Genomic DNA, 19,054 nt, shown 5'->3' with positions numbered 1-19,054 from the left:
CTTTAAGCAAATTTTTTAGCACATGCGACACAGGCAATCACAGCAATTGTCACTGCAAACATCGTCATACTGACATGTTCATGGAGTAAAACAGCTGCGATTGCTAAACCAAATATCGGTTGCAATAACTGCAACTGTCCAACTGCAGCGATCCCACCTTGGGCTAAGCCTTTATACCAAAAGAAAAAACCGATCAACATGCTAAATATTGAGACGTAGATGAGACCTAACTTTGCTGACCAAGAAATATCAGCAAAACTGTTTGGCATATACAACCATGAAACCACTAACATGAAGGGTAAAGTTAAAAGTAGCGCCCAACAGATCACTTGCCAGCTGCCTAAATGCTTTGAAAGCCTTCCGCCCTCGGCGTATCCAAAACCACAAAGCAAAATCGCCAATAACATGTAAAGATCGCCATAATGAAATAACCAACTGTTTGTTTGAATAAGCATATAACCAAAAACTAAAGCGGCCCCTAAAACTGCAAATAACCAAAATTTTTGGCTCGGTCTTTCTCCTCCTCTCAGCACACCAAAAATAGCCGTTGCTAATGGCAATAATCCAATAAAAACAATGCTATGTGCCGCACTCACATATTGCAACGCAAGTGCTGTAAAAAGTGGAAAACCAATCACAACGCCGATCGAAACATAAAATAATGGTAGCCAATCGGCTTGTTGAGGTAATTTCTGTCGTGATAATGCCAATAACAACACAGCAAAAAGGCCTGCAATAGCAGCTCTTGCGGCCGTTAAAAAAGTAGGACTAAAATCGAGCACAGCAACGCGTGTGGCTGGCAAAGAACCTGCAAAAATAACGACACCGATAAGCCCATTTACCCATCCATTGCTGAAATATTTCATTTAAACTCTCCACATCTATATGAAGAATTTAAACTGTGTTATGGTTAGTTCACCATACACAATACAGTACAATTCTAAATAACTGTACTGTATAAACTAACGATACAGTTTAAGATTATCGCAATGAAAACCACAAAAATAGATTTTGTTATACAACATATCCATGAACAAATTAAAACACGTTCACTCACCCCAGGTTCACGGCTATCTTCTGTTCGCGGCTTAGCCAAGCAACTTAATTTATCCGTTTCTACGATTGTTGAAGCTTACGAAAGACTAGCCTCACAAGGTTTGATCGAATCGAAGACAGGTTCGGGATTCTTTGTTTCTGGGCCAATTTCTCCTTTATCTATTTCGGAAATTCATCCCAAGATTGATCGCAACATAGATCCTTTATGGATTTCAAGACAGTCTTTGGAAGCAAAGCCAGATATGCTTAAACCTGGATGCGGATGGTTACCAGATGATTGGATGCCGCATGAAAATATCCGTAAAGCGATTCGTAAAATTTCTAAGGTAGAGGCAAACGTTTTAACTGATTACTCATCCCCACTTGGTTCTCCTGCACTACGTGAGTTACTTGCCCGTAAAATTCTAAGTAAAGGGATAGAAGCGACACCCAGTCAAATTTTATTAACCGATTCAGGAACACAGGCCATTGATTTAATTTGTCGATATTTTTTAAAACCAAATGATATTGTACTTGTCGATGATCCTTGTTATTTCAATTTCCATGCTTTACTTAAGGTGCATCAAATTCAAATCGTCGGCATTCCCTATACACCTACTGGTCCAGATTTAAAGGCATTTTCGCAAGCGATTAGACAACATAATCCACGATTGTATATAACCAATTCAGGTATTCATAACCCTACAGGCGCGAGGTTAACCGCTTCTACAGCCTATCAATTATTAAAATTAGTTGAACAATCCAACTTAATCGTGATCGAGGACGATATTTTTGCAGATCTAGAATTAGATCCAGCACCTAGACTTGCAGCACTGGATGGTCTGTCAAAAGTGATCCATATTGGTAGTTTTTCTAAAACTTTATCTGGTTCTGTACGTACTGGCTACATCGTAACGAAACATTCATGGATAGAGGATCTCACAGATATAAAAATTGCGACTGGCTTTGGTGGCAGCCATCTATCCGCTGAAATCTTATACGCAGCTTTAACGGACGGGACTTACCGTAAACATTTAGATGAGTTAAAGATACGCTTAGCAAAATCAATGGACTTTACGATTAAACAATTAGAAAAGTTGAAGATTAAACCTTGGATAAAGCCCCAAGCAGGTATTTTTCTATGGTGTGAATTGTCTAAGAATTTAGACACTGCGCGTATTGCCCAAACGTGTCTCGAAAATAACGTCATTTTAGCGCCTGGAAATGCGTTTAGCCAAAGTCAAAATTATAAAAACTTTATCCGCTTTAACGTCGCTCAATGTTCCGATCAAAAAGTTTTTGAAGTTCTATCTCATGCTATTCAACAGGAAATAGAACGTCAACAAACCTAAATCATGCCCTTTTTTGTTTTTGTTCAATATAAGCAAAATAGCCAGGACCTGCTGAAGCACGTACCTCTTTTGCACTGATCGGCTCATTACACTCTGAACAAACCATTTTAGGGATCATTTTATTTCCACAGGTTTTGTGAGTAAATTCAATGGGTTTACCTAAACCCATATCCATCCACTTATCTGCCCATTGGGTCATAGAAAGAATAATAGGATATAGATCCAAACCCTTCTCTGTAAGTTTATACTCGAAACGTTCCTGTCGATCTATATATGGAACCTTAACGAGAACATCATGCTCAACCAAGCGTTTCAGTCGCTCAGAAAGTACATGTCGAGTTAAGCCCAAACTACGTTGAAAATCATCAAAACGGCGAATACCCATAAAAGCATTACGCAAAATGAGCATTGTCCAACGATCTCCAAGAATCGAAAGTGTTCTGGCAACAGAACAGGGCTGATCACCAATTTCTTCCCATTTCATTATTATCACCCAATCTTTTCAACAGATATCGCAGCGATACCTAGAACCGTTATGCTTACAAAATAAGCAAGATATAGAATATACACTAAATCACCTTTCACATCAGTGCAATATCGGAACTTGGCAAATCTCAGGATAATTTAAATTTTTCAAAAATTTAATTTTGAATAAATAAACCTGATAACTGTTGCCCTGCTTCTAGTGAAATATTAGATGGAACACGTATCAGACAATTCGCTTGCATCAAGTTACTGAGCATATGGGATTGTTGTTTTGTCAAACTCTGTAATTTAAGTTGCCCATTTTCAAAATAAGCATGCATTCTCAAGAACCGCTCTCGCGCATCAGATTTTAATGCATGCGTTAATGTGGCACTAAACCATGCTAATGTCTGCGTTTGGCTTTGCAGGGCATCAAGCAACGCTTTTCCATAAATCTGCATAGCAACATAAACTGCCGCAGGATTTCCGGGCAATCCTAATAAGTAACAATGATGAAGACCATGAGGTTGTACATATTCAGCAAAGAAAAGTGGTTTACCTGGTTTTTGCTTCACTTTCCAAAAAACCTGCTGAAATCCTGTCTCAAAAGCACAAGGACGAACAAAATCATAATCCCCGACAGAAACGCCCCCTGTCGTAATGATTACATCATATTTTTGTTTGAGTTGCTCAAAACACGCGCTTACTTGCTCTGCAGTATCCGCAATATGTATGATTTCGACATCCTGCCCATAATCTTTGAACCAAGCCTTTAGAAGTGGACCATTGGCATCAAAAATTTTTCCGCTTTGTAAATCCTCAGGGGTTTTCGCCACCTCATCGCCAGTGATCACCACGGCAACCTTAGGCTGACAGAAAACATCCAGATGTTGTACTCCCGCCATACTGAAAGCTGCAAGTGTGCCAATATTAATTTTTTGCCCAACGTCTGCCAATTTTTGCCCTTGTTGGACTTCCTCACCTGTAAAGCGAATGTCCACATGGGGTTTGATATGCTCACTTAAGCGGATTTGATCAGCGCTTTCAAGGATCACGATTTCTTGTCGAGCGACGTGGGTCGTTCCCTCAGGTATTTTCCCACCTGTAAAAATCCGAATCGCGTGATTTTGTTGCAAAGGGAACTTCGGAACGGCACCCGCTTTGATTTCACCATTCAGCCTGAAACTGGCATTTTGAAGATCATCCAAAGCACAATTGATTGCATAACCATCAACTGCACTTTGAGAGAAGCTTGGTAAATTAACCTCAGAATACACAGCCTTTGCTAGATAACGATTTAAGCAATCTTCTAAAGCCAGTGTCTCCAATGCTAAAGCTTTAGGTTGGGTTTGAATCAAAGCCAATGCTTCATCAATACTGATTAAACCTTTTTCAGCACCGCATCCAGACATTACTCATAGCCTCCCGGATGAGGCAAGTCACGGCATACATCAAAGATATGCACCAAAGCTGGTAATATCGCAGCCATTGATTCACTTGCGCCGCCACGACTACCTGGCAAAGTCACAACCAATGAACGATCAATAAAACCTGCCACACCTCGAGACATTGCTGCATAAGGTGTACGTTTTTGTCCAAATGCTCGAGAAGCTTCCATCAATCCATCTAACTTACGTTCCAATAGCGGCTCAAGCGTATCCACCGTAATGTCGCGTTTACCAATACCCGTTCCACCCACAGTCATGATACAGGCATAAGACTTGGTCAGTTCTAACACTAAATCTTTTAGCTGATCAGATTCATCAGGCAAGATCTGATAATGAATCGGATCAAAACCTGCCTCAGTTAATATATCAACAACGGATTTTCCAGCAGTATCGGGCTTACGACCAGCGGCCACAGTATCTGAAAGAACAATTACAGCAGCAGAAACGGGCTGACGCAATGTTCGTTTAAAATGAGACTTACCACCTTTTTTCTTGAGTAATTTACATTGGTCTAAACACAGCTCATCTGGTTCACAATGTGGCTTTAACATATCGTAAATCGTTAAGCCTGCTAAACTTGCAGCAGTTAAAGCTTCCATTTCAACACCAGTTGGTCCAATTGTTTCAACCGTCGTTAAAATCACTACATAATCATCGTTTAGATCATATTCCACATCCGCACGATAGATCGGTAATGGATGACATAATGGAATCAGCTCATCCGTACGTTTTGCTGCCAAAATACCTGCAATTCGCGCAGTTTTTAAAGCATCACCTTTTTCTGTGTTTCCATCTCGAAGTAACTGAATACAATGTGGTGGTGCATGTAAAATCGCTTGTGCCTCTGCAACACGATAACTTTCAGGTTTCATCCCAACATTTTTCATCTTAACTTCCTAAAACCTTAATCGTGTGTATGCTCATGTGCGCAATGTTGATGGTCATGTTCATGTCTATGTTTTTCTGGGGCAGTCGTATCAGGGCTGTCTTTGCGAATACAACACCCTTCAACATATTGGCTCGTTCCATCCATAAAAAACTCTTCTTTCCAGATCGGCACTTCATGCTTGACCCGCTCCACCGCTTCCTCACACGCCTGAAATGCTTCACGGCGATGAGCAGCATAAGCAATCGCAATAATTGCAGTATCACTCACATCTAAATAGCCGATACGATGCATCACGCGCACATAAGAAACCTGATATTTATCTTTGATTTCCTGTTCGATTTCACGAATCATTTTTTCAGCGACGGGCGTATAAGACGTGTATTTAAGTGCTTTTACCGCTTTACCTTCATGGTGGTTACGTACTGTACCAATGAAAATATCGATGGCACCACATTCTGGAAAATCCTGGATTGGATCAAAACTGTCTAAGTTTAAAACCTGATCTTGGACTCTAGCAAACTCACGCATGTTATCCTCCCGCGACTGGTGATAATAGCACCAGAGTACATGATGAATTTAAGGTCATTTGGCGAGTCACAATATCCTCACCAATTGCACATGCACATTTTTCCATTGCATTACTCGATTCTGGATATAGGGTCACGATCTGTTGTAGAACATCTTTGACCGATTGGTGATGAGCAAACTCAAAACTAAGTGCTTTCGGCAAAAGTCTTTCTATTGCTCCAAAAGCTTCAATTTTCACTTCAATGGTTTGCATTTCTTCTCCACACCATTTTATTAAATTAACCACCTAACATATGCATACTGATTTTACGCAATTGTTGATGTTGAATTGCATGATAGCCTTGAGCTTTTTGCCAGATATAAGGTTTTACCTGCATATCCAGTTGATTAAAATCAAATGTTTGTTGGGTTTTCTGTTCTCGAATTAACTTTAATAAATACGGTTTGATGTTCAAACCTTGCTGAGCGAATAAACAATTGTAGAGTTCGCCTTGAGCAGTTAAACGAATTCGATCACATTCTCCACAAAAAGAATGAGTAATCGTAGAAATGATACCAATGCGATAATTACCATCCAGTTGGTATTGTCTAGCTGGCTCATGCTGTTGCGGAATCAGCTGAATTTCATAATGTGCTGCAAGCTGTTCCAAAATTTCTGCTTCGCTCACCACTGCCTGTTGTGACCAATGCTGATCACCATCTAATGGCATAAACTCAATAAATCGTAGTGGAATATCTTGCTGTTTAGCCCACTTGACCATTGGAACAATTTGATCATCATTTTGGCCTTTCATTAGCACACAATTTATTTTAAATGGCAGTTGAGCTTGTTTAGCGGCTTCTATACCAGCCAAAACAGGTGCTAACTCTTTTTTAGTGAGTGATTTAAATTGGGTTGGATCTAAGCTATCGAGACTAATATTTAAATCATCTAATCCCGCATTTTTCAGGGGTTGCGCATATTTAGTGAGATAGTGAGCGTTGGTGGTGATCGAAATACGTTTTAATCCATGCGCTCGTAAAGCTTGTAAATCAGCAATAAAATGAACCACTCCCTGTCGCATGAGTGGTTCACCACCCGTGATACGGATGTTTTCAATTCCTTGACTGACCATGTACTGGCAAAATAAAAATAATGCTTCAAAACTCAATAAATCTTGCTTTTTCATCCACTCTGGATGCTCGGGCATACAATAAATGCATTTGAAGTTACAACGATCCGTCACGGAAATCCTTAATTTCCGTTTAGTACGACCATACTGATCTTCTAAGATCGGCAAGTTCATGTTGGCTAACTCATACTTCATCATATGCACTCATATTGTGAATTTGCTTTTTACTTTTGCACAAACGCTGTACCTGCTTGGCTGATCCAGTACTGCAAATTTATCTATCCTTAAAGCAATAATTATTCCAATTTTTTGAAACTCAAATTATTCTGAGGCCTATTTCAGTGTACCACTCACATGTTTCTCATATAAATAAACCATCTTCATGGATTTAAAACTTAGCGCGTAAACTCTATTGCACCATTTATTAGCACATTTGAGTAAATGAGACACTTTGGTGCAACTAGACACTGATCTTACTCGGCACTGACAAGCGTTAAACGTACCGGCACATATTTATGATATGGTGTTTTCGACCAAGGATCACAATGGGTCGATGAAGTTAAGCGATTTAATTCTGGACCAATGGCTTCACCATCTTGATATCTAAGACCATAACCATGAGGCAAAGAAACCACACCTTTTCTCATCCCTGAATCAAGTTCAATCACAACCTGAATCTGACCATGCTCAGAAATACAGTATAAGCTGTTCCCTTCCACGACACCAAGTTCTGCTGCATCACTTGGATGTATTCTTAAACGTCCTTCTGCATCGACCTTACGCCATGCTGGATCACGGTAAATTTGGTTTGCGTTATAGCTACGTCGCTCACCCGCTAACAAGATAAATGGAAACTGATCACTTGTTCCGAAAGTTTGCTTATCTAATCTATTCAGCTCTAAAAACATTTCTTGAATATCTAAACGGATTTTATGGTCTTTATAAGCCACCAGTTTCCAGACATCTTTATACTCATGCTCCGATAAAATCACGCCTGAACGTTGGGCCAAGATATGCTGAAACATTTTCACCCCAACATTTAAACGATTACCTTCGTATCCTGCTCTTTTAACAGCTTGGTAATGCTGAGCCGTATATTGCATACACAATGGTAATAATAAAGCTGTTGAGGCCGCTTCATTGGGCAATGTCTGTCCTAGCGTCCGATAAACAATAGATGCGGCAAATGGAACTAATTTTTTATTTCTCGCAAAACTGGCACCAAGTGCAGCAAAATAACCTAAATAAGCTGTCTTCGCAGAATCTTTTTGCGCGATTTTGTTAAGTAAAGAAAAATGTTTGGGAATCACACCCATTGCTTCAAGTAACCGAGTATAAATTTCCGCTTCAGGCAGCGTATTACCTTGGGCTTTAAAAAGTGGATGACGTAAATGGAAACCATTTTTGGGGAATTCCAAATTAAAGCCTGTAAATTCCCACTTTTCGAATTGACTATGTGCGGGTAAAACATAGTGTGCCAATCGTGCAGTTTCGGTCATCGCAACATCAACGACAACCAGGAGTTCTAGCGACTGAAATGCTTGTTCATACGCAGTGGTATCTGCATAGGTGAGCAAGGGATTGCAACTATCTACAAAGACTGCACGAACACGTTTCTCACCTGCTTTTAAAATTTCGTCAGGTAAAATATTCGGCGGGAAGAAACCCGAGATAGGAAACATCTTATGATGGACTGTACGGCGATATTTTGGATTACGTTCATCAGTATTGGTCAAAATCGGAATAAACATGGTATGTAAATTATTGGTACCTTGTTTCCCGAAATGCCCTGCAAGCAAATAAAGTAACTTTTCTAAATATCCGTTTAAGGTCGTGTTTAAAGTATGCTGAATCCCTAAATCAATCCGAACACAACCACGCTGGGCTTTGGCAAAATCACGCACAATTTGATAAATCAACTCAACTGAAACATCTGCCTTCTCAATATATTGCTCAATTGGGATGGCTGAAAATGCTTGTTTAACTTGCTCAAATCCATGCGTATGTTTTTCAATAAACGCTCGATCATACAAATTTTCACGCAACATGATCGCGATCATTGCTGACATCAAATAGGAATCAGTACCTGGTTTTAATTGCACATGGATATCAGCTTGCTTAGCCGTTTCAGTAACTCGGGGATCAAACACCACCATTGTTCGATTTGGATCTTTTTTGATATGTTTTAAAGTATCACGAGCATTCGGGATACCATGTGCTTGAAACGGATTGGTTCCGATAAAAAGAACATAATCCGCATGTTCCACATCTTCTGTGGTATGACATGCTTGGCTACCAAACAAACGACCATTCACCCAAAAATCACCAGTTTTTTCTTGAGCAAGTGAGTTATAGGCATAAAAACTTTTCATTGCATAGAGTAGTTGACGACCATAGGCAGCGCCAAGATGATTCCCTTGCCCCCCGCCACCAACTGATGCAAATGCAGTTCCGCCATGTGCATCACGAATTTTAACTAATTGATCTGCAATTTCTTGGATCGCTTGATCCCAAGAAATTTCTTGAAAGGATCCATCTGCTTGTCTTTTCAGCGGATTGGTTAAACGATCAGCATGTTTTTGATAATGTTGTAAGCGTGCTGCTTTCTGACAAATATACCCTTGTGAAAACGGATGATGTGCATCACCTTTAATTTTCTTGAACTGATTATCTTCAATTTCAACGCTTAACCCACAATTGCGTGAACATAGAATACAAGCAGTCACATCCTGTCTTGCTACAGTAGTCGACATTGGCATTTTATTCTCCCTATTATTTGCAGTCTCATTCCCTAAAGGTCTTTGTTAACCATACATTTTGATTTTTAGAAGCACGCAAGTTTCAATGCATTCCAAATCCTTATCTCCATTATTTTTCTGATTTTTTACTTATCCAAACATAATGTACTCTCTTAACAAATCGTTTGGATTGCGGCTTAAAATCAGTCAAGTTCCAAAATAGAACTTATTTAACTAAAGATCAAGTGCATTAATCCGAAATAAAATTAAGATTTGGTCAAGGTGTGATGTGATGTTATCAACTCGTAAGGCGTGTTGACATAAAACTATAATTTTTATTGATCTAATCGCTGTAATACATGAATATCTAAAAAGAATGAAATTTCTTTAATTATTCCTCTCAATATTAGAACATCCTATGAACAACCCAATGAACTCAAAACAAATTGAAACCCTTGTAGCACAACATCCAATTGTTGGTGATCTCATCCAACTTAAAGAAACAATTTGGTTGAATCCTCAATCAACCTCCTTAGCACAAGGTTTGCCTTTTGTAGGACTTACTCAACAAGACATTGATGATGCACGTGATCGTTTAGCACGCTTTGCTCCCTATCTAATGACTGTATTTCCTGAAACCGAGATAAGCAAAGGGATTATTGAATCCGAGCTTGTTGCTATTCCAAAGATGCAACAAACGCTTGAAGCTCAGTTCAAACAAGATATCACTGGAAAATTATGGTTAAAAAAAGATAGTCATTTGCCCATATCAGGATCGATTAAAGCGCGTGGCGGCATCTATGAAGTACTTTATCATGCAGAGAAACTTGCCATTGAAGCAGGTTTATTAACAGTTGAAGATGATTATTCGAAATTAGACAGCCCAGAATTTAGAGCATTTTTTGGTCAACACAGTATAGCCGTTGGCTCAACTGGAAATTTAGGACTTTCGATCGGTATCATGAGTGCAAAACTTGGCTTCGATGTCACTGTGCATATGTCAGCAGATGCACGCCAATGGAAAAAAGATAAATTACGATCACAGGGTGTTACCGTAATTGAATACGCACAAGATTATGGTGTTGCAGTTGAACAAGGTCGAAAAGCCGCATTAAAAAATCCAAATTGTTTTTTTATTGATGATGAAAATTCAAAAACTTTATTTTTAGGATATGCCGTTGCAGGTGAACGCTTAAAAGCGCAATTAGAATCCCAAAATATTATGGTCGATCAAGACCACCCCTTATTTGTTTATCTACCGTGTGGTGTTGGTGGTGGTCCTGGTGGTGTCGCATTTGGTCTAAAAATGGCTTTAGGCGATCACGTACATTGTATCTTTGCTGAACCGACTCATTCACCATGCATGTTGCTGGGTGTTGCTACAGGGTTACATGATCAAATTTCAGTACAAGATATTGGGATTGATAATATCACCGCAGCAGACGGCTTAGCCGTAGGACGTGCCTCTGGATTTGTAGGTCGTGCTATGGAAAGACTACTCGATGCTTTCTATACACTTGGTGATCAAAGCATGTATAGATTATTGGGACTACTCAATCAATCAGAAGATTTAAAACTGGAACCATCTGCGTTGGCTGGAATGCTAGGTCCAATCTTAATCAGTCAGCACCAAGAATATGCGACTATGCACCATCTGACTGAACAACAACTCAATAATGCCAATCATATTGTTTGGGCGACTGGTGGTGGTATGGTTCCAGCCGAAGAAATGGAAATTTATCTGCAAAAATCTAAAACCTAGACCCTTATTTTAAAAAAATCACATGAAAGCTTTTCACCGATCAGTTTGTAGTAAACATCTGTTTAAAAGCTTTCATTTGCTTGTATTGCTGCAGCTCATCCAAAGAATTGATGCTATGACAAAACAGACTTTGCTTTTGAAAGACAACATGTTGAGCATGTAGTTGCCTAAAAGTCGCTCTTAAACTTAATTTATTTGCCGCAAGCTGGTGTTCTAATATCGACAAACTGGCTCTTTTTAGCAAGCAAAATGGGTACAAGGCATCGCCATTGATATTCACATACGCCACCGCTGCTTGCGGATTTTTCTCTAAGGCACGATGTAGTTTTGCAAGTACTTGATTTGGAATATAAGTCACATCACAAGGAATAAATAACGCATATTCTGCTTGTACATGTGACCATGCACTTTTCATTCCCATTAATGGACCTAAAAAGCCATGTTGATCGTCTGAAAAGCATTCAACATCTGGCTCTATACTTTTATAGATCGAGCTATCACGATGGCTATTGATCCAGATCTGTTGTACTTCTGATTTAAAGTGCTGACAAATTTTTGACAATTGAATCTGATCATCAAACTGTTGCAACAGTTTGTTCATCCCATTCATTCGTCTTGCCTGTCCTCCCGCCAAGATCACGAGATCTGTAACGGGAAAATCTGTATTCATGCTTCCGCCTCCAACTGGCAGGTTTTAATCAAACCTCTGATCTCAGGTAAACAAGAACCACAATTACCACCCGCTTTTAGACAAGCCGTCACTTGCTTCTCATGAGTAATATTCTGCGTTTTAATCGCTTCAATGATCTTATTTTTACCTACTTTAAAGCAGCTACAAACCAATGGTCCATCATTATTTGCGGCTGACATCGGCATACCCGCAAGTAAGGCTTTACGATGTAATGCACTTAAACGCTCACGTTTGAATAAACTCGCCACCCAATCACGATCAGGCAACATATCCGATGGTGCAATATAGAGACTGGCAATTAAAATCCCATCTTTTAAAATGATGCTATGACTCATTTGCGCTGAAACATCTTCGATACTTAACCATTCATAGGTTTCATCTACAAAAGGCAAGAAACTTTTTAAATTCTTCTGCGTCTGATCAAAGTTGTGACGATCTGCAATTTCAAAACGAACTGCTTTGGCTATTTTAACTTTTGCCCACCATGCACAAGTTTGCAATGAGGTTTTGATTTGTTGTTCAAACCCATCTCGAACATACAAAACACCTTGCCATGTCGTATGGAACGGCTGAATTGCAACAGGTGTATGTTTAAACTCAGGTTCGCCTGAAATTGCATCTACAACAGGATTAACTACTTTTCCGACACGTGCATCAGACGCAACTTGCTCCGTCCAATGTATCGGTGCAAAAATTTGACCACGGCGAACGCCTTGAGCCAAAGTGACACGTAAGACACAACTGCCCCATTGTGACTTCACCTCAACCAATGCTTTATCGCGGATACCAAATTTTAAAGCGTCATTCGGGTGAATTTCACAAAATGGTTCAGCTCGATGAGTGGTCAGATTTGCTGATAAACCTGTACGTGTCATCGTATGCCATTGATCACGAATACGTCCTGTATTCAACACTAAAGGATAATCTTCAGAAATTGCATGAACAGGGTCGATTGCAACTGTCGGGATCAGTTTTGCTTTTTTGCTTTTATGGCTAAACAAACCTTGATTAAACAACTGCTCAACCGCTGTACTTTGACCTTTTTCCCAAACGGGCCATTGGATCGGACGTAAATGATCATATTCATCCAAAGATAGATTCATTAATCCTTTTAGATTGAAATAACGAAAGTTTTCAACTTGATCACGTTGATCCAAACTTGCATTTTGATGCGCCGATAACGCAGCATGCTCATTAAAGATGTCACATGCATGATTAAAATCAAAACCAGAAAAACCTAATTTTTTCGCAACTTCAGCAACGGCCCACCAGTCTGCTTTTGCTTGCTTTGGCGCAGGTAAAAAAGCTCTTTGACGTGAAATACGGCGTTCTGAATTGGTCACCGTGCCATCTTTTTCTCCCCAACCTAACGCAGGAAGCAACACATCCGCATAAGCTGTGGTATCGGTATCAGCACAAATGTCTGAAACTACGACAAATTCACATTTATCCAATGCGCGTTTCACTTGATCCGCGTCAGGTAAACTCACTACTGGATTGGTTGCCATAATCCAAAGGGCTTTGATCTTTCCAGATTCTACAGCCTGAAATAAATCAACTGCTTTCAGCCCTGCCTGATTGGCAATCACAGGACTGTTCCAAAAATTTTGTACAAGTGTTTGGTGGGATGGATTATCAATATCCATATGTGCTGCCAACATATTGGCTAAGCCACCAACTTCACGACCACCCATGGCATTCGGTTGACCTGTCATTGAGAATGGCGCAGCACCTAATTTTCCAATTTTACCTGTCAAAAGATGGCAATTGATAATGCTATTGGCTTTATTGACTCCTTGAGAAGATTGATTCACACCCATTGAAAATAAGCTAACGACTTTTTCAGTGGTGGCAAATTTTTCAAAAAAGAATTTTAATTTTTCTGCTGAAATACCTGTACGTTTCACGACTGAGTCAAAATCAGTTTCGGTCTGACTGGATTCTAATAATGCGTCTAGGCCTTCAGTATGTGTATCGACAAAATGTTGATCAATAAAGTTATTCTTATATAAGTACTGCAATAAACCATTAAATAGGGCGACATCTTGTCCAGGCAAAATTGGAAGATGTAAATCCGCTTGTTCACAAGTGCTGGTAAAACGTGGATCAACCACAACGACAAATAAATCTGGATTTTTACTTTTCGCCTGCATGATGCGTTGGTACAGCACAGGATGGCACCATGCAGTATTTGAACCCACCAACACCACCATATCGGTAAATTCAAAATCTTCATAACTCGCTGGCACGATATCCTCACCAAAAGCACGCTTATGCGCTGCAACTGCTGAAGACATACACAGACGTGAATTGGTATCAATATTGGCTGTACCCAGATAGCCTTTCACAAACTTATTGACAACATAATAATCTTCAGTCAATAGCTGCCCTGATACATAAAATGCCACACTTTCACGACCGTATTGATCAATACAAGCTTGGAATTGATCTGCGATTTTTTCTATGGCTGCATCCCATGTCGTTACTTTACGATGATTCTTACGACCAAACATCGGATGCAAAACGCGAGTTTCTAATCCTAAAGTATCCGCTAAATTACTGCCTTTAATACAAAGGCGTCCAAAATTAGATGGATGTTCCAAATCACCAGCAACCTGAACCGTTGTGCCTTGTGCTTTATGATTAACCGTGACATCAACACCACACCCAACCCCACAATAGGGACACGTTGTTTTTGTAATGATTGTTTCTGCTTGATCGGAGCGACTGTGTTCTAAATTTTGAATACTGTTCATGACTGCCCCTTCACCTATTTCATCTATGCCTGAATTTCACGTTCTGTTTGGGTTTAGGCACCGAGGAACCTAAACCCTAAGATGATTAACCTGCTTTCTTCATTGCAAAATCCTTACCAAATAACAATTTATTTCTAAATGTTGAAATTGGTGTTTGATCTGCAATCAATTCCGCATACCACATGCCATCTTCAGTATCACCGAACAAAACAGCACCGATGACTTTATCTTTTTGAATAATGATACGTTTGTAAATTTGTCGTTTTTCATCATTCAAAATAATGTCTTCATAATCTTCTTTCGGTTCAAAATTTCCAGCCGAGAATACATCAACACCACTCACTTTAAGCTGAGTTGGCACGGTTGGTGATTTGAAAGTTAAACTACCGTGTTCTGCCAAGTGTGTCGCACAGATAAATGCTTGTCCCCACAATGGTTCAACAAGACCAAAAGTCTGATTACGATGCTCAATACATTCACCCACTGCATAAATACTTGGGTCAAAGGTTTGCATCGTGTCATTAACCAAAATACCACGATTACAACGCAAACCAGCACTTTGAGCCAAAGCAATATTTGGACGAATACCGACTGCAAACACCACAAGGTCAGCATCCAACACCGTGCCATCTTTCAGACGAACTTGGCTCACATGACCATCTTGACCTATTAAGGCTTCAGTATTTGCCTCAGTAATAATATTGATACCTTTTTGCTCAATACTATGACGCAACATTGAACTCGCACGTCCATCAAGCTGGCGCTCCATGATACGATCCATCAGGTGAAGAACAGTGACATTCATACCGCGCTGGACAAGGCCATAAGCAGCTTCCAACCCAAGCAAACCACCTCCAATCACCACCGCATTTTTCTTGCTTTCAGCGTATTGAATCATGGTGTTGACATCATAAATATCGCGGAAACTAATCACGCCTTTCAAATCCACACCTTGCACAGGCGGGATAAATGGCGATGAACCTGTTGCAATAATCAAACGATCATAATCGACACTTTCGCCGTTTTGCGTATGTACCACTTTACGAGTACGATCAATTTTCACAGCTGGATCATCGGCAATAAATTTGATGCCCTTATCGCTATACCATGCATGTGGGTGCAACATGATGTCATCAATGGTTTTTTCACCAGACAGCACTGGCGAAAGCATGATACGGTTATAGTTACCCCAAGGCTCTTCACCAATAACGGTTACGTCATAACGATCAGGTGCCATGTCGAGTAAATCTTCTAGACAGCGCATTCCAGCCAAACCATTACCGATCAAAACGAGCTTCAATTTTTCTTGCGAAACACCGTTATTGGTAATATAAGTTTTTTGCGGAACAGTACCTACCCAAACTCGACCATTTTCGATTTTGGTTGGAAAAACAGAAAGCTTTTGATCTTTATCTTCTAAGCATCGACCTGTTGCTAAACTGAAGTGTTGCTTATAAATCGGTGAAGCAATAACCCGCTCACCTTGCAAATCACCAATAATACCGCGCGCCATAACATTTGCTTGGCTAAACGGATCTTTATTACTTAACGCATAAATACGTTTTTCGTTCCCTACGCGAAATAAAGCAACTGATTGATCCGCAACAAGTGCACCGACACCTGTATTTGGTGTGATGTCATCAAGATGACACACATCGATCCATTGATTTTCTGGAAGCATATTCATGTCTTTTAGATTTGTCATTTTTGATTCTCCTTATGCTTCTACCATCGGGATACGATCAACTGAACGTTCAGCTTCATTTAATGGACGGATTTGATCACGCACTTCAGTAAATTGAATATATGGATCGGCTTGCTCTTCCGCGCTTGCATTGATGTAAGTTTGGAAACGTTTACGAATCTCAGGATTTTCTACCGCAGTACGCCATTCGTCTTGATACGTTCCAATAACATGCGCCATGCGATTTTCAAGCTCTTCAGCAAGACCTAGAGAATCATCAACAATCACAGCTTTGAGATAATCTAAACCACCTTCCATGTTGTCACGCCATACGCTGGTACGTTGCAAACGGTCAGCAGTTTGGATATAGAACATAAAGAAACGGTCGATATAACGAATCAAAGTTTCAGTATCTAGGTCAGAAGCTAAAAGCTCTGCATGACGTGGTTTCATTCCACCATTACCACATACATAGAGGTTCCAGCCTTTTTCAGTCGCAATCACACCGACATCTTTACCTTGTGCTTCAGCACACTCACGTGTACAGCCTGACACTGCCATTTTTAGTTTATGCGGTGAACGTAAGCCTTTGTAGCGGTTTTCTAATTCAATCGCTAAACCAACAGAATCATCCACACCATAGCGGCACCAAGTGCTACCCACACATGATTTCACAGTACGTAATGATTTACCGTAAGCATGACCTGACTCGAAGCCTGCTGCATTCAACTCTTCCCAAATAAATGGTAACTCGTGTAGTTGAGCACCAAATAAGTCAACACGTTGACCGCCAGTAATTTTGGTATAGAGGTTATATTTTTTAGCAATTTGACCTACAGCAATCAAACCATCTGGCGTGACTTCACCACCTGCCATACGCGGTACAACTGAATATGAACCATCCTTTTGGATATTTCCTAAGTAGTAGTCATTACTGTCTTGTAGGCCTGCGTGCGTTGGCTCCAATACAAAGTCATTCCAGCATGATGCCAAGATATTCGCTGTCATTGGTTTACAAATATCACAACCCAAACCATGACCATGTTGTTGAATCAAATCATCAAATGTCTTGATTTCATTAACACGCACCAAGTGATAAATCTCTTGGCGTGAGTATGGGAAGTGCTCACACACATGGTTATTGACCGTTACACCTTGACGTTGTAACTCAGATTTTAAAACTTGAGTGACTAATGGCGCACAACCACCACATGCCGTTGCTGCTTTAGTACATTTCTTTAAAGCACCGAGTGAAGTTGAACCATCACAAATCGCTTGGCAAATATCTGCTTTTGATACGTTGTTACATGAACAAATCGTCGCGCTGTCTGGAAGCAAATCCACGCCACTGCCACCCGCCTTCGCACCCGAATCAGCAAATCCAGGCATGATCAGACTTTCAGGTGTTTCTGGCAATGCCATACCATTCAACATCATTTGCAGAAGATCGTTATACTCTTTTGCATCACCAACGAGCACTGCACCCAGTAATTTGGTTTTATCTGCATCAACAACGATTTTCTTATAAACCAACGCATCTTCGTCTGCATAGAAATAGCTTAGCGAATTTGGTGTCATGCCATGTGCATCACCAACCGACGCCACATCTACACCCATCAATTTCAACTTAGTGCTCATATCAGCACCAGCGAAACAATGTGTTTCTTCAGCTAAGATATGTTTGGCTGCAATACGCGCCATATCATAGCCAGGTGCCACCAGACCATAAATTTTATTATCCCAAAGCGCACATTCACCAATTGCGTAAATGTTTTCATCAGATGTTTGACAGTAATCATTGATTTTGATACCACCACGCTCTCCAAGCGCTAAACCACAAGAACGTGCTAATTCATCACGTGGACGAATTCCCGCAGAGAATAAAATCACATCCGTTTCAAGCTCACTACCATCAGCAAACTTCATCACATGCTTGGCATTATTACCTGCTTCAATACATTGCGTTGCTTTTTGAGTATGAACTTTTACACCTAAGTTTTCGATTTTACGGCGTAATACTTTACCGCCTAAATCATCAATTTGTACCGCCATTAAACGAGGTGCAAATTCAACTACATGGGTTTCTAGATTTAAATCACGTAAAGCTTTAGCCGCTTCTAACCCAAGTAGACCACCACCGATGACCACACCAGATGTCGCATTCAAGCTTGCAGCACGAATTGCATCTAAATCTTCAATAGTACGGTAAACAAAACAGTTTTCACGATCATTACCCGCGATTGGTGGAACAAAGGCATATGAACCTGTCGCCAATACCAATTTATCATAGTGAATCACATCACCATGATTAGTCGTGATCGTTTGTTCAGTCGTATCAATTGCCGTCGCTTTGGTATTTAAACGAAGATCAATTCCATGTGCATCCGCGAAATCAAAACGAGCAAGTGATAAATCTTTCGCTGATTTACCTGAAAAATATTCAGTCAAATGTACGCGGTCATATGCAATACGTGGTTCTTCAGCAAGGATTGTTATCTCTAATTCATCATCAGCTTTCTCTAAGATGGCTTCGATGAATTTATGACCCACCATACCGTGACCAATCATCACTAATTTCATTGTGTTTCTCCTAA

At 40.1% G+C, this 19,054-nt stretch carries 14 protein-coding genes; 2 read left to right on the top strand and 12 right to left on the bottom strand.

Features of this window, described 5'->3' with window-relative positions; all coding sequences use genetic code 11:
* Positions 1-2: 2 nt before the first annotated feature.
* Positions 3-866, bottom strand: a complete 864-nt coding sequence (locus tag DK207_RS10470) for a DMT family transporter (protein ID WP_109441106.1) — start codon at positions 864-866, stop codon at positions 3-5.
* Between the two features lie 123 nt (positions 867-989).
* Here DK207_RS10470 and DK207_RS10465 point away from each other — a divergent pair, with 123 nt between their 5' ends.
* Complete coding sequence (locus DK207_RS10465; RefSeq protein WP_109441105.1) at positions 990-2,387, top strand: PLP-dependent aminotransferase family protein; 1,398 nt, start codon at positions 990-992, stop codon at positions 2,385-2,387.
* Between the two features lies 1 nt (position 2,388).
* Here the strand turns inward: DK207_RS10465 and DK207_RS10460 are convergent, their stop codons facing one another.
* From DK207_RS10460 to DK207_RS10430, 7 genes are all read right to left on the bottom strand, one after another.
* Positions 2,389-2,871 carry a winged helix-turn-helix transcriptional regulator gene (locus DK207_RS10460; RefSeq protein ID WP_109441104.1) on the bottom strand — a complete coding sequence of 161 codons (483 nt, stop codon included), beginning with the start codon at positions 2,869-2,871 and terminating at the stop codon, positions 2,389-2,391.
* A gap of 157 nt (positions 2,872-3,028) precedes the next feature.
* Entirely contained in the window at positions 3,029-4,264 is a 1,236-nt protein-coding gene (locus DK207_RS10455; RefSeq protein WP_109441103.1) for a molybdopterin molybdotransferase MoeA, read from the bottom strand.
* Complete coding sequence (moaCB, locus tag DK207_RS10450) at positions 4,264-5,187, bottom strand: bifunctional molybdenum cofactor biosynthesis protein MoaC/MoaB (protein ID WP_109441102.1); 924 nt, start codon at positions 5,185-5,187, stop codon at positions 4,264-4,266. The genes DK207_RS10455 and moaCB overlap by 1 nt, the downstream gene beginning before the upstream one ends.
* A 17-nt stretch (positions 5,188-5,204) precedes the next feature.
* The gene (locus DK207_RS10445; protein WP_109441101.1) at positions 5,205-5,717 is read right to left on the bottom strand and encodes a molybdenum cofactor biosynthesis protein MoaE; all 513 of its coding nucleotides are present in this window, start codon (positions 5,715-5,717) and stop codon (positions 5,205-5,207) included.
* 1 nt (position 5,718) lies between these two features.
* Complete coding sequence (locus tag DK207_RS10440) at positions 5,719-5,970, bottom strand: MoaD/ThiS family protein (protein ID WP_075315532.1); 252 nt, start codon at positions 5,968-5,970, stop codon at positions 5,719-5,721.
* Positions 5,971-5,995: 25 nt separating this feature from the next.
* Positions 5,996-7,027: a GTP 3',8-cyclase MoaA gene (gene moaA / locus DK207_RS10435; RefSeq protein WP_109441100.1), complete on the bottom strand. Its 1,032-nt coding sequence runs from the start codon at positions 7,025-7,027 to the stop codon at positions 5,996-5,998.
* A gap of 275 nt (positions 7,028-7,302) precedes the next feature.
* Positions 7,303-9,588, bottom strand: coding sequence for a molybdopterin-dependent oxidoreductase (locus DK207_RS10430; RefSeq protein WP_109441099.1), 2,286 nt, complete (start codon positions 9,586-9,588; stop codon positions 7,303-7,305).
* A gap of 409 nt (positions 9,589-9,997) precedes the next feature.
* Between DK207_RS10430 and DK207_RS10425 the strand changes: the two genes are divergently transcribed.
* Entirely contained in the window at positions 9,998-11,329 is a 1,332-nt protein-coding gene (locus DK207_RS10425; protein ID WP_109441098.1) for a D-serine ammonia-lyase, read from the top strand.
* A gap of 40 nt (positions 11,330-11,369) precedes the next feature.
* On the opposite strand, the gene mobA is transcribed toward DK207_RS10425, so the two are convergent.
* From mobA to nirB, 4 genes are all read right to left on the bottom strand, one after another.
* Complete coding sequence (gene mobA / locus DK207_RS10420; protein WP_109441097.1) at positions 11,370-11,999, bottom strand: molybdenum cofactor guanylyltransferase; 630 nt, start codon at positions 11,997-11,999, stop codon at positions 11,370-11,372.
* Positions 11,996-14,776, bottom strand: a complete 2,781-nt coding sequence (locus DK207_RS10415) for a nitrate reductase (RefSeq protein ID WP_109441096.1) — start codon at positions 14,774-14,776, stop codon at positions 11,996-11,998. Before DK207_RS10415 ends, mobA begins: the two co-directional genes overlap by 4 nt.
* A gap of 85 nt (positions 14,777-14,861) precedes the next feature.
* A complete protein-coding gene (gene nirD, locus DK207_RS10410; protein ID WP_109441095.1) occupies positions 14,862-16,481 on the bottom strand; it encodes a nitrite reductase small subunit NirD in 1,620 nt (539 codons plus the stop codon).
* 12 nt (positions 16,482-16,493) lie between these two features.
* Positions 16,494-19,040 carry a nitrite reductase large subunit NirB gene (gene nirB, locus DK207_RS10405; protein WP_109441094.1) on the bottom strand — a complete coding sequence of 849 codons (2,547 nt, stop codon included), beginning with the start codon at positions 19,038-19,040 and terminating at the stop codon, positions 16,494-16,496.
* Positions 19,041-19,054: the final 14 nt, after the last annotated feature.

The organism is Acinetobacter haemolyticus (genome assembly GCF_900406815.1).
Classification (GTDB): domain Bacteria; phylum Pseudomonadota; class Gammaproteobacteria; order Pseudomonadales; family Moraxellaceae; genus Acinetobacter; species Acinetobacter haemolyticus_A.
The sequence above is the reverse complement of the archived record's forward strand: the minus strand, read 5'-3'. Positions and strand labels throughout refer to the sequence as shown.